The sequence below is a fragment of the Poseidonibacter sp. genome (genome assembly GCF_041821165.1).
GTDB lineage: Bacteria > Campylobacterota > Campylobacteria > Campylobacterales > Arcobacteraceae > Poseidonibacter.
This window is the reverse complement of record NZ_JBGUES010000023.1, coordinates 1-20,853: the sequence shown is the minus strand read 5'-3', so window position 1 is coordinate 20,853 and position 20,853 is coordinate 1. Positions and strand designations below refer to the sequence as shown.

Genomic DNA, 20,853 nt, shown 5'->3' with positions numbered 1-20,853 from the left:
TGATTTAGAAAGTAAAATTCAAAACTGAATTTTACTTTCTAGTTAGTTATTAACTCTTTTAATTTCTTATGATCTAATATCTTTATATAACCTTTTTCATTTTGAATAATTCCCTCTTTTTTTAAAGTAGCTAATTTTCTAGAAAAAGTTTCTGCTCTAATATTTAGTATCTGAGAAATTTTTACTTGTTTTAAATTAATTAATATCTCTTCATTATCATATAAAAACTTTGCTATTTTTTCTATGCTATTAGAAGAAATATTGTACGAAATAAAGTTCTCTAAAAATTTAATTTTTTTTGTTAAAGATTTTATAAAAAACATTGATATTTCAGGTTTTAATAAAAACTCTTCTTTAAATTTTTCATAATCAATTAGTAATACTTCTGCATTAGTTTCAAAAGCACAATTTGCAGGAAAACATACCTCTTCGTAATTTGCAATTTCAGCTATTAGTGAAGGAGCTAATAAATTATGAATAACTACTTCATTATCTTTATAATCATAAGTATAAAGTTTTACTATACCTTTTATTAAAAGATGTAAATATCTTGGCTTGTCACCTTTATAAAAAAGTATCTCACCTTTGTTATATTGTTTTTTTATTGAAATTTCTTTTAATCTAAGTAAATCTTCTTCTTTTAAAAAAGAAAAAAAACTAAAATCATCTAAGCCTATTGTATCCATAAGCCATCCTCTTTAGTAAAGTATAAATATATTGTTATATTTTATGACAAAAAAGTAAAAGTAAATTGAAATAAGACAATTATTGTCTTGAATTTTAAAATTAATCAAATTTAACTTATAAAATATATTTTTATTTATAACTAAAACAATTTTTTATATTATAAAAATGAAAATTTTATTCATTTATTCATATATTTATGTTATAATCGCCAACTTTTAAAATCAAAGGATTTACATGTTTGGCTCAGTATCATCAAAGCAGTTAGAAATAATAGATAATTATTTTAGACAATTTATTGAAGTTGTTCAATATAAAAGAAATGAATTCGAATATATTGAATCTACAGGAAATTCAAAAGTTGATGCTATGTTTAAAGAATGGAATAAATTAATTCATAGTACTGATGCCCAAATCAAAGATGATATGAAGGTAATGGGTGAAACAGTTTTAACTCTTGATAAAGTTGAACAAGGTATTTATAAATATAGAATTAATTCTAAAACAAAAAACCCAATGATTACAACATTAAGTTCAACAATAAATAAAATGCTAAATACTGTTGAAAAAGATATTACTTCTGTAAAAGATACAGTGAATTCTTACTCACAAGATGATTATAGAACTAGAATTACAATAAATCCTAGAATCCAAGATAATATGCTTGAAGTTATGAATAGTATTAATACTTTAGGAAATACTCTAAATGATATGGCTAAAAAAGATTTAAATAATGGAAAAATGTTAGAAGAAAATGCTAATAATATGTCTTCATCTATGCATAATCTTGCAGCCAAAGCAAATGAACAAGCTGCATCTTTAGAAGAAACAGCAGCAGCTGTTGAAGAGATTACTTCAATTACTAGAAATAATGCAGAAAATGCAGTTAAAATGTCAAGTCTTGGACAAACAGTTAAAACTTCTGTTTCAAATGGACAAAATCTTGCAACAAAAACTGCAACATCTATGGATGAGATTAATACTCAAGTAACAGCTATTAATGATGCAATTAATGTAATTGATCAAATTGCTTTCCAAACAAATATTTTATCACTAAACGCAGCTGTTGAAGCAGCAACAGCTGGTGAAGCTGGAAAAGGTTTTGCTGTTGTTGCACAAGAAGTAAGAAATCTAGCTTCAAGATCTTCAGAAGCTGCTAAAGAGATTAAAAATTTAGTTGAAAATGCAAACTCTAAAGCAAATGAAGGGAAAATAATCTCTGATAAAATGATAGAAGGATATGAAGAATTAAATAAACATATCTCTGAAACTATTCATATTATTGATGATGTTTCTTCATCATCTAAAGAGCAAATGACTGGAATTGAGCAAATTAATGATGTAATTACTATGTTAGATAGAGTTACTCAGGAAAATGCAAATGAATCAAATAGTGTATTAAATATGGCAAAAGAAGTATCTAGTATCTCAGTTGATTTAGTAAACAATGCTAAAAGCAAACAATTTAATTAAGGATTAGAAAATGGCAAACGCACAAGAAACAGTTCTAGATGAATATGCTTTTTTAGTTAGTGAAACTGACTCAAAAGGAATAATAAAATTTGCAAATGAAGACTTTTGTAAAATTGCGGAATATACACTTGAAGAGTTAGTAGGTAATCCTCATAACATGGTAAGATGTCCTGATATGCCAAAAAAAGCATTTAAATCTTTATGGGATACAGTTCAATCTGGAAATATTTGGACTGGTTATGTAAAAAACAATACTGCTTCTGGTGGTTACTATTGGGTTTATGCTACTGTTTATCCTTTTGAATCTTCTGATGGAAGTAAAGGTTACTTATCTTGTAGAAGAAAACCATCAAGAGAAGAAATAGAAAAACATGAAAAACTTTACAAAGAGTGGAAAAGAGAAGAGTAGTAAAACTTCTCTTTTTTTTATCTAAAATAAACTACCAGTTTATCTCTTTTTTACCTAATGAGTTTAGAATCTCATTTGTTTTTGAAAAATGCTTACAACCAAAAAAACCTCTGTATGATGAAAGAGGACTTGGATGCACTCCACTTAAAATATGATGCTTAGAGTTATCAATGATTTTTTCTTTTTTGATAGCACTTCCGCCCCAAAGAATAAATACTACATCTTTACAGTTTAAGGAAATAAATTTAATTAAATTATCTGTAAATATTTCCCATCCCATCTTATGATGAGATTTTGCTTTTGATTCTTCAACTGTTAAAATTGCATTTATTAATAAAACTCCATCTTTTGCCCAAGGAGTTAAATCTCCATCATTGCAAAAAGATTCTCTTTGTAAATCATCTTCTATCTCTTTTATTATATTTTTCATTGATGGAGGATTTTTAATCTCTTTAGGTGTTGAAAAAGCTAAACCTTGAGCTTGTCCAAAACCATGATAAGGATCTTGTCCTAATAAAACTACTTTTAAATTTGAAATAGGTGTTAAATCAAAAGCATTAAATATTTTCTCTTTTACAGGGAAAACTGTTGTTTTTAAATATGCTTCATTCACTTGTTTTATTAAATTTTTATAATAATCTTTTTGTTCTTCTTCTTTGAAAAAATCATTCCAAGTCATTCTTATAGTACCTTTGATTTAATTACCATTAATTTTTCATTACTCATCTCTTCCATAGAGTTTAAAATTCCACCAAGCCCAAGTCCTGAAGCTTTTGCTCCACCAAAAGGCATCCAATCAACTCTAAATGCTGTATGATCATTTACCATTACGGCTGTTGCATTTAATCTTTTTACTGCATGTAATGCTGTATCTATATTTTTTGTAAAGATTGCTGCTTGAAAAGAAACTTCTAATGAGTTTGCTCTATTAATTGCATCTTCTATATTATTATAAGAGTAGATACAAACAACTGGACCAAATACCTCTTTTGTTGAAACCAAAGCATCATCAGAAGGATTTACTATAACAGTTGGTTCAAAACAAGAATCGCTTATTCTTTTTCCACCTGTTAAAATTATTCCACCTTTTTGTACTGCTTCATTTACCCATTTCTCAACTCTATTTACCTCATCATTATTAATCAAAGGACCAACTTCTGTTTTAGGATCCATTTGGTCACCAACAATAAGCTTTGATGCACTAATGGCTAATTTACTTGAAACCTCATCTACTATATCTTCATGTACATAAACTCTTTGAACAGATACACAAACCTGTCCTGCATGATAAAATCCACCTTTTGATAAAGCAGGAATTAGTTCTTCTATATCTGCATCTTTTTCAACAATAACTGGTGCAACTCCACCATGTTCTAAGGCTACTCTTGTACCATCTGCTACTTTAGAATTTAAATACCATCCAACTTTTCCTGAACCTATAAATGTTAAGAAATTAACCTTAGGACTTGTAGCTAATAACTCACCCGCTTCTCTATTACAAACTACTGCTTGAGCCCAACCATTTGGTAAACCTGCCTCTTTTAATATTTCTATCAATTTAATAGCAGACATTGGTGTTTGAGTTGCTGGTTTTATAATAACAGCACAACCAACAGCAAGTGCTGGAATTACTTGATGGACTGCTAAATTAAAAGGATGATTAAAAGCAGAAATTGCAGCAACTACTCCAATTGGTTCTTTAAAAGTATAAGCCATTCTATTAGCAGAACTTGTAGTATGTCCCATTGCTATTTCTTTTCCTTCAAAAGCACCTAAATGTTCAATTGCTAACTTAACACCATTAATAGCTCTTTGTATTTCTACCTTTGAATCAATATAAGGTTTTCCACCTTCACTTGCACAAAGATTAGTAAGCTCTTCAATTTGAAAGCTCATTATCTTCACTACATTTTCAAGTATTTCAACTCTTTTATATTTTGGTAAATGATTTTTATGATCTAAAAAAGTTTTTTGTGCTAAATCAATTGCTTCTTTTACTTCATCAACTGTTTTAAAAGGTACTGTTCCTACAACTTTTCCATCATATGGTGATGTTACTTCAATTTTATTCATTTTTATTCCTTTCTATTTTTTATAATAAACACTCTTTTTTTGCTAATAATTCATTTAATATTGCATGATTTAATGAATAATCAATTGCTAAATCAATTAAATGAACACCTTTTGAGTTTACACATTTTTCTAATATTTGCTCAAACTCTTCACAAGATTTAGGTCTATATCCAAATGCTCCATAAGATTGTGCGTATTTTACAAAATCAGGGTTACCTAAATCAAGTCCAAATGTATCAAAGCCCATTCCTGTTTGTTTCCATTTTATCATACCATAGGCGTTATCATTTAAAATAATTACAGTTAAATCAAGTCCTAGTCTTACAGCAGTTTCTAGTTCTTGTGAATTCATCATAAATCCACCATCACCACAAACAGCTACTACTTTTTTATCTGGATTTACCATTTTTGCAGCCATAGCAGAAGGAAGTCCTGCACCCATTGTGGCTAGTGCATTATCTAATAAAAGAGTATTTGGTTTTGAACATCTATAATTTCTTGCAAACCATATTTTATATACTCCATTATCAAGTGTTACTATATCTTCTTCATCTAATATCTGTCTTATACTTCTTACTGCTCTTTGAGGCAATATTGGAAAACGATTATCTCCAAAGTATTTATTTAAATGAGTTTTAATTTCTACTACCATTCTTTTATAGTAATCAAATTCCCAATCATCTTGAGGAGAAATAGCAGTTGTTAAACTACTTATATTTGATGCAATATCACCTACAATATCTAATTGTGGGAAATAAGTATCATCTACCTCACTTGGGAAAAAGTTCACATGTATCACTTTTGTGGCATCTTGTTTATTTTCCATAAAAAATGGTGGTTTTTCTATAACATCATGACCAACATTGATAATTAAATCAGCCCTCTCAATCGCACAATGGATAAAATCATCTTTTGATAAAGCAGCTGTACTTAAACAGAGTTTATGATTTTCATCAATTACGCCTTTTCCCATTTGAGTTGAGAAAAAAGGAATACCTGTTTCATTTACAAAGTTAGTTAATGCATTTCCTATTCTTGTTCTATTTGCACCTGCTCCTATTAATAAAAGAGGTCTTTTTGCTTTTTCTATCATTTTTACAGCATCTAAAATTGTATCTTTTTCTGCTTTTGGATATTTAAAATCCCTTACCGCATAAATATTAAATTCAACTTCTTCAGCTGCAATATCTTCTGGCAATTCAATATGAACAGCACCTGGTCTTTCTGTTGTTGCGATTTTAAATGCTTCTCTTACCATTGAGGGAATATTGTTTCCATTTACAACTTGTTTTGAATATTTGGTCATAGGCCTCATCATTCTTACAATATCAACAATTTGAAATCTTCCCTGTTTTGATTTTTTAATTGGCTTTTGACCTGTTATCATTAACATTGGCATTCCACCAAGTTGTGCATAAGCAGCAGCTGTAGCAAAGTTTGTAGCACCTGGGCCTAGGGTTGATAAACACACCCCTACTTTTCCTGTTAGTCGTCCATAAGTAGCAGCCATAAATCCAGCTGCTTGTTCATGACGTGTTAAAATAAGTTTAATATTTGATGTTCTAAGTGCTTCTAAGAAATCTAAATTCTCTTCACCTGGAATACCAAAAATATACTCAACATTCTCATTTTCTAAAGCTTTTATAAATAATTCTGACGTCTTCATTATATTCACTCCATATTTGATAATATTTTCTAATCTTCTTCCTAATTTAACCTTTAACAATTTAACTCCTCTAATATAACATATTTAATAAAAAAAATAGAAATAAATAGAATTTATTTAAGAACATTAAAAGGTTGTATATGCAATAGTTGCATATGCAACTAAAAGGAATATTATGAAATATAAATTACAAAATTCAATAGCTTTTAAAGTAAGTCAAACAGCAAATAAATTAAATAATGATTTCAATAAAGTTTTAAATAATTACAATATTGCACCTGAACAAAGAGCTACATTAGAGATTATTCAAAATGATAAAGATATTAATCAAACAAAAATTGCACAAATTTTAGGAAAAGATAAAACAACTATTTGTAGATCTTTAACATCATTAGAAAAAAAAGGCTTAATTACAAAAAGTGAAATTAAAAATGATAAAAGAGTAAATATACTAAAACTTACAAAAAAAGCAGAAGAAGTATTAGAAGAGAGTAAAGAAAGTGTTTATGAATATAGAGAAAAATTAAGTCAAAGTTTAAATAAAGATGAAATAAAAATGCTTTTTTCATTATTAGAAAAAATCACTAAGAATGTATAGGTATTTTTTATGAGAAAATCAATAAATCATGTTTATCTTATTGTTTTATTAGCAATCTTATCATCAGTTGCTCCTATTGGAATAGATACATATATACCTTCTATACCAGATATTGCAAGTTCATTAAGTGTTAGTATTGAAAAAGTTGAATTATCATTATCTATTTTTCTAATTGGTTTTTCAATTGGTCAAATTTTTGGTGGTCCTATTTCTGATAGATATGGAAGAAAAATGAGTTCTGTTTTTGGACTTTTAGGATTTGCCTTATTTAGTTTTGTTATTATCTTTAGTACATCTATTTATGAATTATGGATTTATAGATTTATTGAAGCATTTTTTGGTGGAATTGTAGTAGTAAATGCTTCTGCTGCTGTTAGAGATAGATTTCATGGGAAAGAAGCCGCAAAAGTTTTCTCATTAATAGGAACAGTTAGAAGTTTAGCACCATTACTTGCACCTGCTATTGGTTCATTTATTATTCATTTTTATTCATGGGAAGCTATTTTTATATTTTTAACAGTTTATTCAACACTTGTTGCTTTTTTTATATATAAAGATTTTGATGAAAGTTATGTTTATATAAAACAAAATATTTTAGAATCATTCAAAATTGTACTAACACATAAAAGTGCAATGAAAGTTATGTTTGTACTAGCATTTAGTTTTTCAGGTTTTTTTATCCTTATTGCTAAATCTTCATTTATCTATATTGAATATTTTAATATAAGCACAGACTATTTTCCTTTCTTTTTTAGTATAAACTTTATAGTTTTAATGTTAATGATTAGAGTAAATATACTTTTATTAAAAAGTTTTAAAGAATCAGATTTAATAAAACTTGCTCTTTTTATTCAAATAATTGCAGGGAGTTTGCTAATTTTAAATTATGAAAATATTTCTTTATTTTTAACTGTTATTTTAATTGCTTCTTATATGAGTGTAATGGCATTTGTTTTTGGAAATTGTATGGCTTTAACTTTGGAATATTTTCCTAAAAATGCTGGTGTTGCTTCTTCAGTAATTGGAGTTTTACAGTTTGGAATGGGTGCTTTGATATCTTCAGTTGCATTAATGTTTCATAGTCAAACATTTTTACCTATTGGAGTTAGTATAACAATTATTTCAATAGTAGCTTTTATAATTATGAGTACTTATAAACAAAAATAAAAAAGAGAGAAATCTCTTTTTTATACATCAATTTCAAAGAATGTTTCTTCTACTTTTTTGTATTTTGCAATAGAAAATGTAATTTTAGATGCATTTTCGTAATCAGCAAACTCTTGAATAAATAGTTTTTTTAATTTTTCAACTTTTGATGTTTTAAAAATAAAATATCCTAATACATCTGTATGTCTTGAACCTGCTTTTTCAATACCAAAACTATCAAATTTCCAGTTTACACCTTTTGAAAAGAAAAATACTTCCTCAAGTCTTTTTTTCAATTCTTTTCTTACATTATTATTATATTCTTTTAAATGAACATAAAATGCAACATTCACATTTGATTCATCTTGAACTAATTTTTTCTCTTTGTCAGTTGTATCCATAACTCTTCCCTAATTATATAAGTAAATTACGTACTATATACCATAATTCTAAAAAGATGTACAGTAAAAAGAGCTAATTTAATAAATTTTAATATATACTCTTGCTAAGAGAAGAGGATTAATCATGCAAGATAATATTATTTGGAAATCAGAATACAATATTGGAAATCTAAAAATTGATATGGAACACCAAAAGTTATTTGCTGTTGCAAGAAAAGCTATAAATGTAAATAGACTCAAAAATAGTGAAAATGAAAAACAAAAATTAAAAGAGATAATTAGTGAACTTTTCACTTATGTTGGTAGCCATTTTCATCATGAACAAGAATATATGCAATCAATTGATTATCCTGACTATGAAAATCATAAAAAACTACATAAAAAAATGCTTGCAATGCTTACTACATTAATTAGTAAATTAAATAGTTTAGATATTAAAGAAATAGAAAAAAAATTATCAGATTTTATTGAAGAGTATTTTGTAAAACATATTATAGTAGAAGATAAAAAAATTCAATTATGGGGTATGTCTTTAGAAGAATTAAGAAAATCATTTGGATGGAAAGATATATATAGTGTTGGAGATACTAGAATTGACAATGAACATAAACAACTTTTTGATATAGCTAAAGAGGCTTTTGAAGTTGTAGATGATAATAAAAGAAATGAAAAAATCAAAACTATTATTGCTGATTTATATGACTATATGAAAGTTCATTTTCAACATGAAGAAGATTTTATGAAAAAAATCAATTATCCAAAACTAAAAGAACAGCAAGAATCTCACCAAAATATCATTAACTATATGAATGAATTTGTGAAAAGAATAACTGAACTTGATATAGATTTATTTGAAAAAGAATTAGCTAAACTTATTGATATTACACTTGTTCAGCATATTCTACAAGAAGATAGAAAAATCATGTATTGGGTTTCTAAGACAAACTAAATATATTTTTATAGTTATCTTCTAATGGTGTTTTATCTTTATACTCAATAATATCACCTATTTCAATCTGGATAACTAGATTTTGAGCTTTATTATTAATAGCCTCTTTTAAAACTACGTTTGCATTTGTTTTAATATATACAGGTAAAATTGGTAATCTATTTTTTAAAGCAATAAGTCTTGCACCCTCTTTAAAGTTTGAAATTGGAATATCTTCTTTATTTCTTGTTCCTTCTGGAAATATAAATATAGAATGACCTTCTTTTACAACATCTTTTACATCTTTAAAAAAAGATGACATATTTTTTGACTCTCTATCTAAAAGAATTGAACCTGCATTTCTTGTGAATAAACCAAAAAAGAAAGAGTTATATAACTCTTTTTTAGCGATCCAATGTCCATAAATATTTGATTGTTCAAGTGCAAGTTCTACTATTAGTGGGTCAATAATACTTTTATGATTTGATATTAATAAATATTTTCCATCTTGTGGTATTTTTTCTTTGTTTTTTATCTCTAATGTAATGTTTAGTTTTTTAAAAAGTGTTTTTGCATACTCATTTCTTAGTTGCATTTTTTGGTTTGTTGTTTTTGCTTTTTTTAGTAATATTCCAAATTTATTTGTTAAATATGTAGAGTATATAGCAAGAGAAATTAATCTAAAATTCAATTCGTGTCCTATGTAGTATTATTTGTAGTGTATAAGAATCGAATTCTATCCAAATATATTTTTAAATTAGATTGAAAAACTCTTCTTACTTAAGTAAAATTGATATAATGATATTTATAAATATTAAAGAGATAAAATATGAATATTCAACTAAGATTTTTAGATAAAGCAGTAAATGAAAAAAACTTTATTAGTTTTATTTATGAAAAAAAAGATTACAAAAATATAAAACCACTAAAATTAATACAAAAAGAAGATAAGTATTTCTTACACACACAAACTATTGTTTTTGAATTTGATAAGATAAAAAAATTGCAAATCTTAAAACAAAGATTTTAAAAAGCTAATATCCCTAAGTTATACTTAGAGATATTAATCCATTAGAACTCTCTAATCACATTTCTTTTCATAAATATATATAACCCAATTACAAGAATAAAACTTGCGAATAAGAATAAAATTCCCCCCATACTAGCAATTGAAAATTCATAAAATGGTGCATATACTAATGATAAACCAATTATGAGCCCATAGATTGCAAATACTGATATATATGTAAAGTTAATGATTTTTTGTACAGGAACTAGATTATGTTTTCGTTTATAGTGTGAAGTAAGTACGGATATAACCACACTAACTATTAAAAACACAACTCCTGCTAACATAAAGTCACCTTGATTGTATAAAGAATTTACAACAATATATCCCATTACACCCAGAAAAAGTATGAGTGCAAAATAAATTCCATTTTTCATAACTAATCCTTTCATATTTAGCATCTAAAATTGAAATAAACAGTTTCTTTTATTTAATTATAGAGCAAATAATAACTTTTGACTATGACTTTTTTAGCTATTTTTTAAATTTAAGCTTTTTTTAATATTTAAACTTTATCCTATAAGGAAAAAAGAAAAGATAAAATGAATACAAATAAACTAATGAACACAGCTTTAAAATTAGCAAAATTAGACAAAATGCCTTATGATACAAATATCATAGTAGAAGGTAAAAATATAAAAAAAGTCCTTATTGGTATTGATATGGAAACTCCTGAGTTATTATTAGCCCAACAGCTTGGATATGATTGTGTAGTATCTCATCATCCAAAAGCTGACTCTTGTATTGTAGATTTTGCAAAAGTTATGGATGTACAAATACAAAGAATGGTAAAAGCAGGAGTTCCTATAAATAAAGCTCAAAAAGCTTTAAAAAAGCAACAAGCAAGTATAGATTTAGGAAGTCATGCTTCAAATTATGACCGTGTAAGTTCAGCAGCAAGACTTATGAATATGCCTTATTTAAATATCCATATTCCAGCTGATTTTATAACAGAAGAGATAGTACAAAGCAAACTAAATAAAGCATTTTTAGATAAACCAGAAACAAAACTAAAAGATATAATTGATGAATTAAAATCATGGAAGTATTACCAAGGAAAAGTTGCACAACCAATCATAAGAGTTGGTTCAAATGACGACTATGCAGGAAGAATCGAAGTGCTAATGGCAGGAGGAACAAACGGTGGAGTTGATGTATATAAGTCATATTTCCAAGCAGGTGTTGGAACTATCATAGCTATGCATGTGCCAGAAGATGTGAAAAAAGCAGTGATTGAGCAAAATATAGGAAATATAATCATAGCACCTCATATGCCAAGTGATAGTATTGGTTTACTTGAGATTGTTAAAGCTTGGAGGAAACAAGGAGTTGAAGTTACTTGTATGAGTGGGATTGTGGAAAATTAAAATTTTAAACTTTGACAAATTATACTTTACATATATGATACTTTTAAAAGTACTATTAAGGATACTATAATGGTGATAAATGCAAATGAAGTAAAAACAAAAGGTGTTTCAATATTTTCAACACTTCTTAATAAATTTGATGAATTAATTATAAATGTAAGAGGAAAGAATAAATTTGTTGTTATTGATATTGAAAGATATAAAAAATTAAGAGCAAATGAACTTGACCTTGCATATATCAAAACAATGCAAGATATAGAAAAAGGTAACTATAAAACTCAAAGTGCTAAAGAGCATATTGAAGAATTAAAAAATGAGCTATAAACTACTCATAACAGATGAGTATAAAAAGAAATTAAAGAAGTTCTTCAAAAAACATCCTGATATCTTAGATAGATATGCAAAATGTATTTTTATATTAGAACAAGACCCCTATCATCCAAGTCTAAGACTTCACAAACTAAAAGGTAAATTAAATGACTTTCACTCTATTTCAATAAATATGGAATATAGAGTTATTATAGATTTTATTATTAAAGATGATGAGATAATACCTATTGATATTGGGACTTATGATGATGTTTATTAAAGTTTTTATTATTTAAAAATTCTCAATAATTTAGTACCATCTTCCGAAATTCAAGTAAACGTAAGAAATTGGATTCAAAAGTGGAGATTCAACCTCTGGGGTGTAAATTTTCATTAATAATAGCTAGAAATTAGTCAATTTTGTTCTAGTTCAAGGCGGAAGAAAAATTAGCTTAGGAGCTTACTAGAAGTAAGTGAGTAAGTTAATTTTTTTGACAACGCAGAAATTTGACAAAAGTGGCTAGTTTATAGTTATTATTTTTTGCCTAGTGATTTCCCAACCAAATACCCACTCGCCCATGCAAAGTGCAGATTAAATCCACCTCTATTTCCTACGATATCTAAAACCTCACCTGCAAAGTATAGACCTCTACATTTTTTACTTTCATAAGTTTTATGATCAACTTCATCAACTCTAACTCCACCACCACTTGCTTCTGCATGACCGAAACCTTGTGTATCTGTGATTTTTAGTTTCCATTGATTTAGTTGGTATGATATTGCTTTTATTTGTTTTGCATTTATATCACCTGCTTTTGTATTTATATCAATTTTACAAACTTCTAATAATACAGGTGCGATTTTATTTGAAATCATTCCAGTTAAAATATCAAGAGCTTTTTCATTTGCTAAACTTTTAAATAAACTTTGAATTTGGTCAGCTAAATCATTTCTATTTACTTTTGGAAAGAAGTTAATTGCTATTTTTACATCTTGGTACATACTTAGATTATATGCTGCTACTTGTGAAATATCAAGTATTGCGAAACCTGAAACACCATATTTTGTAAATAAGACATCTCCAAATATCTCTTGTTCTATTTTTCCATTGATAAATAGTGATACATTACACTCTTTTTTTACGCCTTGCATACGACTATGATAAGTTACATCAGTATGTAAACCTACAAGAGATGGATAAGTAGGATTAAAACTATGCTCAAACTTTGATGCAAAATCTAAACCTGACTCATTTGCATTTAGTTGTGGAGCTGCGCCTAAACCATTTGAAATAAGTACTTTATCATAAGATTTGTACTCTTTTTCATCTGTTTTAATATCAAATTTCTTATCATTTTTATCAATACTTGTAATAAGTGATTCTAAATAGATATTTACACTTAGAGATTCTAATGTTAATAATAAAAGATTTGTAACTGATTTTGCTTCATTTGATAAAGGATATACTTTATTTGTTTCTTTTACATCAAGTAATAAACCTATTGATTTACAAAACTTTTCAAAAGCTTTAAAATCAAACTCTTTAAGTGCAAAGTTTACAAACTCTGTATTTTCACCTAAATAGTTTTTTGAAGTAATTACACTATTTGTGATATTACATCTTCCATTTCCAGAAGCTAATATTTTTTTTCCTATTCCCTTGTTTGCATCAAACAAATCAATCTGTATATTCTTATTTAATCTCTTTGCAGTAATTGCTGCCATTACCCCAGCAGCCCCTGCTCCAATTATTGCTATTTTCAAATCTTTACCTTAATAAAATACTGCAAGCCATATTGTTGACTCTTTTTTTGAAGTGTATTTTACCCTATGTTTTACAAAAGCAGGTATATTTATACTATCACCTTTAGCCAATTCTATTTCTTTTTCTTCAAACTCTAAAATAGCAAAACCATCAAGTACCATAACAAATTCGTTTTCTTTTTGCTCATACCAAAAATTTTCTGGTGATATTTGCCCATTTGAAACAATTTTTTCTATTTTTATGTTATTATTTTCGAATATTTTTAAAAAGATTTCATTTTCTTTATCTACTGTCACTTTATCAAAAAAGTTATACTTATTTTTATCCATAAATATTCCTACATATATTATATAATGGGATTTTATCTTAATATCACTTAATTAGATTAATCATACACAACTAATTTTATCAAGATTTATTTAAAAGCCTTTTTATAGGGACTTTAGCTAATTACAATCAAATTACTTGACATTGATTAAAAAATATTCTATAATTTCACATAAATTAAAAATAAGGATTAGAAAATGCAAAACGAAACAATTGCAGTACATGGAGGATATAACAAGAAAGAGGGTTATGGTTCTATGGCCGTACCAATTGCTCAAACTACTGCATATGCCTTTAGAGATTCAGAACACGCAGCGAATTTATTTGCTTTAAAAGAATTAGGACCAATTTATACAAGATTGACAAATCCTACAACTGATGTTTTAGAGCAAAGATTTGCACAACTTGAAGGTGGAGCTGCTGCAATTTGTGTTGCATCTGGACAATCTGCAATTTTTTATGCTGTTGCAAATGTTGCGCAAGCTGGTGATAATGTTTTAATTTCTGATAAATTATATGGTGGTGCAGTTACTTTATTAACTCATACTATGAAAAGATTTGGAATTACTGCAAAAGTATTCAGAAGTGAAGATGCAAGTGATTTAGAAGAACAAATTGATGATAAAACAAAAGCAATTTTCTTTGAATCATTATCAAACCCACAAATTGCAATTGCTGATGTTGAAAAAATTGTTGAAATTGCAAAAAGAAATGGTGTTTTAACTATTTGTGATAATACAGTTGCAACAGCAGCTTTATTTAATCCAATTAAATGGGGTGTTGATGTAGTTGTTCACTCAACTTCAAAATATGTAAATGGTCAAGGTACTACAATTGGTGGTATTATTGTTGAAAGAGATGGATTAGCTGATTTCTTTAAAGAAAATAGTGCAAAATACACTGAATTTACTGAACCTGATACTTCATACCATGGTTTAGTATATACAGATGTTCCATTACCAAACTTCTGTTTAAGAATTAGATTATCATTATTAAGAGATATCGGTGCTGCACAATCACCACATAACTCATGGTTACTAATTCAAACATTAGAAACTTTAGCCTTAAGAGTAGATAGACACTCTGATAATGCTTTAGAAATTGCTAAATTTTTAGAAGCTCATCCAAAAGTTAAAGCAGTTAACTACCCTGGATTAGAGTCTGATAAATATTATGCTAAAGCACAAAAATATTTCAAAGGTGGAAAAGCATCAGGACTTATTTCTTTTGATGTTGAAACTTATGAAGAAGCAAAAAAAGTAATTGATAGTGCAAAACTATTCTCAGTAGTTGTAAATATCGGAGATAGTAAATCACTTATTACACATCCTGCATCAACAACTCACTCTCAAATGAGTCCAGAAGAGTTAGCAGCATCAGGAATTAATCCAGTAACAGTAAGACTTTCAATCGGTTTAGAAAATACAGCTGATTTAAAAGCAGATTTAGAACAAGCGTTAAATTAAGGAATAATCTAGAATGCCGTTAATATCAACAAAAGGAGTATATGGTTTAACAGCCATGTACGAACTTAGTAAACATGAAAAAGATACTCCAATGCAAATTAAGGAGATATCTTCAAATGCAAATATTCCTCAAAATTACTTAGAACAATTACTAAGTAAGTTAAGACGTGCCCAATTAGTAAAAAGTATAAGAGGAGCTAAAGGTGGTTACATCTTGGCAAAAGATGCAGAAGATATAAAAATAGTTGATATTTTAATAGCTTTAGAAGACGATATAAAAATAATAGATTCAAAAACGCAGAATCCAATCTTAAATATCTTTTTTGATGAATCAAAAGAGAGTATAAAAAAAATGTTTGATGTTAATCTAGCTAAGTTAGATGAATATCAAGACAAATATAACGAATTTTTACATTACAGTATATAAAAAATAAAGGAAGAAAAAATGAACTATGCAGAAAATTTAACACAGTTAATAGGAAATACACCTTTAGTAAAATTACAAGGTGCAAGTAATAGAAGTGAAGCTACGGTTTTAGGAAAGTGTGAATTTATGAATCCATCACACTCAGTTAAAGATAGAATTGGTACAAATATGATTAATACTGCTATTGAGCAAGGATTAATTAAAGAAGGTACAATTGTTATTGAACCAACAAGTGGAAATACTGGTATTGCTTTAGCATCAATTTGTGCTGCTTTAGGAATTAAATTAATCCTTACAATGCCATCTTCAATGAGTATTGAAAGAAGAAGATTATTAAAAGCTTTAGGTGCTGATTTAGTATTAACTGAACCTGCAAAAGGTATGAAAGGTGCTATTGATAAAGCAGCTGAATTAGCGGAAGAAACACCAAATTCTTTTGTTCCTCAACAATTTAATAACTTAGCAAACCCAGAAATTCATAGAAAAACAACTGCACAAGAGATTTTAAAAGATACTGATGGGAAAATTGACATCTTTGTTGCAGCAATTGGTACAGGTGGAACTATTACAGGTGTTGGTGAAGTTTTAAAAGCACATAATCCTGATATTAAAATTATTGCAGTTGAGCCAGAAGCTTCACCTGTATTAAGTGGTGGAAAACCAGGTCCTCATAAAATCCAAGGTATTGGTGCTGGATTTGTTCCTGATGTATTAAATACTAAGATTTATGATGAAGTAATTCAAGTATCAAATGAAGATGCAATTGAAAGTTCAAGAGTTTTAGCTCAAACTGAAGGTTTATTAGTTGGAATTTCAGCAGGTGCAAATGCATTAGTTGCTGATCAAATTGCTCAAAGACCTGAAAATAAAGGTAAAACAATTGTAACTATTCTATGTGATACAGGGGAAAGATACTTAAGTTCTGGATTATACGACTATGACGAAGAGTAAAACTCTTCGTTATCGTAAGTCCTTTAATATAAGGAAGAAATAATATGCATGAAAAAGCTTACAGATCTGTTGTAAAAACAATTTCTTGGCGAACAGTAGGAACTCTTGATACAATCATTATCTCATATTTTATTACAGGAAATTTAATGATGGCAGCGTCAATTGGTTCAATTGAAGTTGTTACAAAAATGATACTTTATTACTTCCACGAGCGTGCTTGGAATAAAATATCATTAGGTAGAGTAAAACCAGAAGAAAATGATTATCAAATATAGGTAAAAATATGAGCAAAATAGAATTAGCAAATAAATTAAATGAACAATTTAAAAACTCTTCTGCACAAGATGTTATAAAGTATTTTTTAAAAGAGTACAAAGGTACAATAGCTTTAAGTTCAAGCTTAGCAGCAGAAGATCAAGCATTAACTGATATCTTACTAAAAGAAGATAAAGAAGCAAAAATATTTACATTAGATACAGGAAGATTACATCCTGAAACATATGATGTTATGGATGCAACAAATTTAAAATATAATATTAAAATTGATGTTTTCTTTCCAAATGAAAATTCTGTTCAAGAATTATACCAAACACAAGGTGTTAATGGACAATATGAAAGTATTGAAAAAAGAAAAAACTGTTGTGGTATTAGAAAAATAGAACCTTTAAAAAGAGCATTAAAAGGTTTAGATATTTGGGTTACAGGATTAAGAGCATCTCAAAGTGTTACAAGAGTACAAATGCCTTTAGTTGAATATGATGCTCATTTTGATGTAATTAAAATCAACCCTATTATCAACTGGTCAGAAGAAGATGTTTGGAATTATATAAAAGAAAATAAAGTTCCATATAATAAACTTCATGATAAAGAATTCCCAAGTATTGGCTGTGCACCTTGTACACGAGCTGTAAAAGAAGGTGAAGATATTAGAGCTGGTAGATGGTGGTGGGAAAACCCTGAACACAAAGAGTGTGGGTTACACAAGAAATAAAGAAACAAAGGAAAAAAATGGAAATAAGTCAAGAAAGATTAACACATCTAAAACAGCTTGAAGCTGAATCTATGCATATTATGAAAGAAGTAGTAGCTGAGTTTTCAAACCCAGGTATGCTTTACTCAGTAGGGAAAGATTCTTCTGTAATGCTTCATATTTTACAAAAAGCATTCTACCCTGCTCCTCCTCCTTTACCATTAGTACATGTAGATACTAAATGGAAATTTAAAGAGATGATTGAATTTAGAGATAGAAGAGCTAAAGAAGTTGGTATGGAACTTATTACTTATTCTAATCCTAAAGGTATTGAGATGAATATCTCTCCTTTTGAACATGGAAGTGCTTTACATACAGATGTAATGAAAACAGAAGGTTTAAAACAAATGCTTGATATGCAAAAGTTTGATGCTGTTTTTGGTGGAGCTAGACGTGATGAAGAAAAATCAAGAGCAAAAGAGAGAATTTATTCTTTTAGAGATAAAAACCATAGATGGGATCCAAAATCTCAAAGACCAGAACTTTGGAATATTTATAATGGAAGACATACTAAAGGTGAATCAATTAGAGTATTCCCAATTTCAAACTGGACAGAATTAGATATCTGGCAATATATCTATTTAGAAGGTATTCCAATTCCTGATTTATACTTCTCAAAAGAGAGAGAAGTAGTAGAATATATGGGTACAAAAATCATGGTAGATGATGAAAGAGTTCCTGAAGAGTTAAGAAAAACATCTAAAAAAGAGATGGTTAGATTTAGAACATTAGGTTGTTACCCATTAACAGGTGCAGTAGAATCAGAAGCTACAACATTACCAGAGATTATTCAAGAAATGCTTGTTTGTACAACAAGTGAAAGACAAGGAAGATTAATCGACAGTGATGGTGATGCATCAATGGAAAAGAAAAAACAAGAAGGGTATTTTTAGTATGGCACATCAATCAGATTTAATTTCAGAAAATATAGAAGCATATTTAAAAGAACATGAGAATAAAGAGATATTAAGATTTATTACTTGTGGTTCAGTAGATGATGGTAAATCAACTTTAATTGGAAGATTACTTTATGATTCAAAGATGATCTTTGAAGATCAATTAGCAGCTATTGAAAAAGATTCTAAAAAATCAGGTACTACTGGTGATAAAATTGATTTAGCACTTTTAGTTGATGGTTTAGCATCTGAGAGAGAACAAGGTATTACTATTGATGTTGCTTATAGATTCTTCTCAACTGATAAAAGAAAGTTTATTATCGCAGATACTCCAGGTCATGAGCAATATACAAGAAATATGGCAACAGGAGCTTCAACAGCAGACGTAGCTATTATCTTAATCGATGCAAGACAAGGGATTTTAACTCAAACTAAAAGACACTCTTATATCGCTTCATTATTAGGTATTAAAAACCTAATCGTTGCTATTAATAAAATGGATTTAGTTGATTTCTCACAAGAAGTATTTGAAAATATTAAAAAAGATTATAAGGAAATTGTTCCAAATCTTCCTCATTATCAAGATTTAAATATTGACTTTATTCCTCTTTCTGCATTAGATGGAGATAATATTCTTACAGTTTCACCAAAATGTTCATGGTATAAAGGTCTTCCTTTAATGCAATTACTTGATACTGTAGATATTCACAAAAAAGAGTCTGAATCTTTTAGATTACCAGTTCAATATGTAGTAAGACCTCACTTAAACTTTAGAGGATTCTCTGGAACAATTGCAAGTGGTTCAATTAAAGTTGGTGATGAAATTACTGTATTACCTTCAAGAAAAACATCTAAGGTTAAATCAATAGTATCAAATAATATTAAAGATTTAAGACCAATTGGAAAAGATGAAACAGTTGAAACTATTGATAAAGCATTTGCACCAATGGCTACAACAATTACACTTGAAGATGAAATTGATATTTCAAGAGGGGATATGATTGTAAAATCTACTGATATTCCAAAAGTATCAAATCACTTATCAGCAATGGTAGTATGGATGGATGAAACACCATTAGCTTTAAATCAAAACTATATTATTAAAAGAGCAACATCTGTATTAAATGGAGCATTTAATAACATTGAATTTAAAAAGAATATTAATACATTTGAAGAGATTAATACTGATACATTAGAGTTAAATGATATTGCAAAAGTTACACTTTCACTTGATAGAGATATTGCTGTAGATCCATACCATGAAAATAGATATACAGGTAGTTTTATTATTATTGATAAATATACTAACGCTACAGTTGGTGCTGGTATGATTGTATCTTCTGTTGATGGTTTTGCACATTTAGAAGAAGAGAAAAAAACTTATACTCAAGCAGAGATTGAGTTAAATGAATTAATTAGAAGAAACTATCCAGAATGGAATTGTAAAGCTATTTAATAGTTTATATTAATATAACAAAATGAATTAGATGTCATTTCTGACATCTAGTTCTAAATTATTCTTCATAAAAGTAAATTCAAACAATTTAATTAGTTTAAATTTTATCCTCATAGACACTACAAATAATTCGAACAATCTTAAAAAATATAGTAAAACAAGCCCTCTAATAGAGCAAATCAAGTCATAAACATAATACTAAAGAATTTGTAAGTAAAAAATAAAGAAGCCATATAAGGCAAATAAATAGTATTAAAAAAGAATAAAAGAAAAATATAAAGTAATAAAAAATGGGCTAAAAAAAAAGCTTAGCTAAAAACACAATAAATGTTTTCAGCTAAGCTTTGTAATAAATACTCAAAACTAGCAGCGGCCTACGTTTCCACAAGGGGACCCTGCAGTATTATCAGCG

The 20,853-nt window shown here is 27.9% G+C and carries 25 protein-coding genes; 16 read left to right on the top strand and 9 right to left on the bottom strand.

Features of this window, described 5'->3' with window-relative positions; all coding sequences use genetic code 11:
* Positions 1–38: 38 nt before the first annotated feature.
* The gene (locus ACERKK_RS03595) at positions 39–686 is read right to left on the bottom strand and encodes a Crp/Fnr family transcriptional regulator (protein ID WP_373771714.1); all 648 of its coding nucleotides are present in this window, start codon (positions 684–686) and stop codon (positions 39–41) included.
* 235 nt (positions 687–921) lie between these two features.
* Between ACERKK_RS03595 and ACERKK_RS03590 the strand changes: the two genes are divergently transcribed.
* A complete protein-coding gene (locus tag ACERKK_RS03590) occupies positions 922–2,157 on the top strand; it encodes a methyl-accepting chemotaxis protein (protein WP_373771713.1) in 1,236 nt (411 codons plus the stop codon).
* 10 nt (positions 2,158–2,167) lie between these two features.
* The gene (locus ACERKK_RS03585; protein WP_373771712.1) at positions 2,168–2,566 is read left to right on the top strand and encodes a PAS domain-containing protein; all 399 of its coding nucleotides are present in this window, start codon (positions 2,168–2,170) and stop codon (positions 2,564–2,566) included.
* 31 nt (positions 2,567–2,597) lie between these two features.
* Here ACERKK_RS03585 and ung read toward each other — a convergent pair whose 3' ends face one another.
* From ung to ACERKK_RS03570, 3 genes are read right to left on the bottom strand one after another with little or no spacing between them, the layout of a single operon-like run.
* Complete coding sequence (gene ung, locus ACERKK_RS03580) at positions 2,598–3,245, bottom strand: uracil-DNA glycosylase (RefSeq protein ID WP_373771711.1); 648 nt, start codon at positions 3,243–3,245, stop codon at positions 2,598–2,600.
* Between the two features lie 2 nt (positions 3,246–3,247).
* Positions 3,248–4,639 carry an aldehyde dehydrogenase family protein gene (locus ACERKK_RS03575; protein ID WP_373771710.1) on the bottom strand — a complete coding sequence of 464 codons (1,392 nt, stop codon included), beginning with the start codon at positions 4,637–4,639 and terminating at the stop codon, positions 3,248–3,250.
* 19 nt (positions 4,640–4,658) lie between these two features.
* Positions 4,659–6,305 carry an acetolactate synthase large subunit gene (locus ACERKK_RS03570; protein ID WP_373771709.1) on the bottom strand — a complete coding sequence of 549 codons (1,647 nt, stop codon included), beginning with the start codon at positions 6,303–6,305 and terminating at the stop codon, positions 4,659–4,661.
* Between the two features lie 175 nt (positions 6,306–6,480).
* Between ACERKK_RS03570 and ACERKK_RS03565 the strand changes: the two genes are divergently transcribed.
* Together ACERKK_RS03565 and ACERKK_RS03560 are read left to right on the top strand one after the other, a co-directional pair.
* Positions 6,481–6,903, top strand: coding sequence for a MarR family winged helix-turn-helix transcriptional regulator (locus tag ACERKK_RS03565; protein ID WP_373771708.1), 423 nt, complete (start codon positions 6,481–6,483; stop codon positions 6,901–6,903).
* A 9-nt stretch (positions 6,904–6,912) separates the two neighbouring features.
* A complete protein-coding gene (locus ACERKK_RS03560; protein WP_373771707.1) occupies positions 6,913–8,070 on the top strand; it encodes a multidrug effflux MFS transporter in 1,158 nt (385 codons plus the stop codon).
* Positions 8,071–8,090: 20 nt separating this feature from the next.
* Here ACERKK_RS03560 and ACERKK_RS03555 read toward each other — a convergent pair whose 3' ends face one another.
* Complete coding sequence (locus ACERKK_RS03555) at positions 8,091–8,450, bottom strand: hypothetical protein (protein WP_373771706.1); 360 nt, start codon at positions 8,448–8,450, stop codon at positions 8,091–8,093.
* 124 nt (positions 8,451–8,574) lie between these two features.
* Here ACERKK_RS03555 and ACERKK_RS03550 point away from each other — a divergent pair, with 124 nt between their 5' ends.
* Positions 8,575–9,399 (top strand): bacteriohemerythrin, encoded by an 825-nt coding sequence (locus tag ACERKK_RS03550; RefSeq protein WP_373771705.1) that lies wholly within the window; start codon positions 8,575–8,577, stop codon positions 9,397–9,399.
* Here ACERKK_RS03550 and ACERKK_RS03545 read toward each other — a convergent pair.
* A complete protein-coding gene (locus tag ACERKK_RS03545) occupies positions 9,386–10,069 on the bottom strand; it encodes a lysophospholipid acyltransferase family protein (protein ID WP_373771704.1) in 684 nt (227 codons plus the stop codon). The two genes, ACERKK_RS03550 and ACERKK_RS03545, sit on opposite strands and share 14 nt — an antisense overlap.
* A gap of 138 nt (positions 10,070–10,207) precedes the next feature.
* Here ACERKK_RS03545 and ACERKK_RS03540 point away from each other — a divergent pair, with 138 nt between their 5' ends.
* On the top strand, positions 10,208–10,408 hold the full coding sequence (locus ACERKK_RS03540; protein WP_373771703.1) for a hypothetical protein: 201 nt from the start codon (positions 10,208–10,210) through the stop codon (positions 10,406–10,408).
* Positions 10,409–10,449: 41 nt separating this feature from the next.
* On the opposite strand, the gene ACERKK_RS03535 is transcribed toward ACERKK_RS03540, so the two are convergent.
* Positions 10,450–10,824 (bottom strand): hypothetical protein, encoded by a 375-nt coding sequence (locus ACERKK_RS03535; protein ID WP_373771702.1) that lies wholly within the window; start codon positions 10,822–10,824, stop codon positions 10,450–10,452.
* A gap of 165 nt (positions 10,825–10,989) precedes the next feature.
* Between ACERKK_RS03535 and ACERKK_RS03530 the strand changes: the two genes are divergently transcribed.
* The 3 genes from ACERKK_RS03530 (at position 10,990) to ACERKK_RS03520 (ending at position 12,403) form a co-directional block, all read left to right on the top strand.
* Positions 10,990–11,814: a hypothetical protein gene (locus ACERKK_RS03530; RefSeq protein ID WP_373771701.1), complete on the top strand. Its 825-nt coding sequence runs from the start codon at positions 10,990–10,992 to the stop codon at positions 11,812–11,814.
* 69 nt (positions 11,815–11,883) lie between these two features.
* Entirely contained in the window at positions 11,884–12,138 is a 255-nt protein-coding gene (locus ACERKK_RS03525; protein WP_373771700.1) for a type II toxin-antitoxin system prevent-host-death family antitoxin, read from the top strand.
* A complete protein-coding gene (locus tag ACERKK_RS03520; RefSeq protein WP_373771699.1) occupies positions 12,128–12,403 on the top strand; it encodes a type II toxin-antitoxin system YafQ family toxin in 276 nt (91 codons plus the stop codon). The genes ACERKK_RS03525 and ACERKK_RS03520 overlap by 11 nt, the downstream gene beginning before the upstream one ends.
* A gap of 254 nt (positions 12,404–12,657) precedes the next feature.
* On the opposite strand, the gene ACERKK_RS03515 is transcribed toward ACERKK_RS03520, so the two are convergent.
* Both ACERKK_RS03515 and ACERKK_RS03510 read right to left on the bottom strand, forming a co-directional pair.
* The gene (locus ACERKK_RS03515) at positions 12,658–13,887 is read right to left on the bottom strand and encodes an NAD(P)/FAD-dependent oxidoreductase (RefSeq protein WP_373771698.1); all 1,230 of its coding nucleotides are present in this window, start codon (positions 13,885–13,887) and stop codon (positions 12,658–12,660) included.
* A 9-nt stretch (positions 13,888–13,896) separates the two neighbouring features.
* Entirely contained in the window at positions 13,897–14,217 is a 321-nt protein-coding gene (locus ACERKK_RS03510; RefSeq protein ID WP_373771697.1) for a cupin domain-containing protein, read from the bottom strand.
* Between the two features lie 195 nt (positions 14,218–14,412).
* Here ACERKK_RS03510 and ACERKK_RS03505 point away from each other — a divergent pair, with 195 nt between their 5' ends.
* The 7 genes from ACERKK_RS03505 to cysN are packed head-to-tail and all read left to right on the top strand — an operon-like array spanning position 14,413 to position 20,441.
* Positions 14,413–15,681, top strand: a complete 1,269-nt coding sequence (locus ACERKK_RS03505; protein WP_373771696.1) for an O-acetylhomoserine aminocarboxypropyltransferase/cysteine synthase family protein — start codon at positions 14,413–14,415, stop codon at positions 15,679–15,681.
* 13 nt (positions 15,682–15,694) lie between these two features.
* Entirely contained in the window at positions 15,695–16,108 is a 414-nt protein-coding gene (locus ACERKK_RS03500; RefSeq protein WP_373771695.1) for an Rrf2 family transcriptional regulator, read from the top strand.
* An 18-nt stretch (positions 16,109–16,126) separates the two neighbouring features.
* Entirely contained in the window at positions 16,127–17,059 is a 933-nt protein-coding gene (gene cysK, locus ACERKK_RS03495) for a cysteine synthase A (RefSeq protein ID WP_373771694.1), read from the top strand.
* 44 nt (positions 17,060–17,103) lie between these two features.
* The gene (locus ACERKK_RS03490) at positions 17,104–17,334 is read left to right on the top strand and encodes a DUF2061 domain-containing protein (protein WP_373771693.1); all 231 of its coding nucleotides are present in this window, start codon (positions 17,104–17,106) and stop codon (positions 17,332–17,334) included.
* Positions 17,335–17,342: 8 nt separating this feature from the next.
* Positions 17,343–18,050, top strand: coding sequence for a phosphoadenylyl-sulfate reductase (locus tag ACERKK_RS03485; RefSeq protein ID WP_373771692.1), 708 nt, complete (start codon positions 17,343–17,345; stop codon positions 18,048–18,050).
* A 17-nt stretch (positions 18,051–18,067) separates the two neighbouring features.
* Entirely contained in the window at positions 18,068–18,982 is a 915-nt protein-coding gene (gene cysD, locus ACERKK_RS03480; RefSeq protein ID WP_373771691.1) for a sulfate adenylyltransferase subunit CysD, read from the top strand.
* 1 nt (position 18,983) lies between these two features.
* Positions 18,984–20,441 (top strand): sulfate adenylyltransferase subunit CysN, encoded by a 1,458-nt coding sequence (cysN, locus tag ACERKK_RS03475; RefSeq protein ID WP_373771690.1) that lies wholly within the window; start codon positions 18,984–18,986, stop codon positions 20,439–20,441.
* The last annotated feature ends 412 nt before the right edge of the window (positions 20,442–20,853 follow it).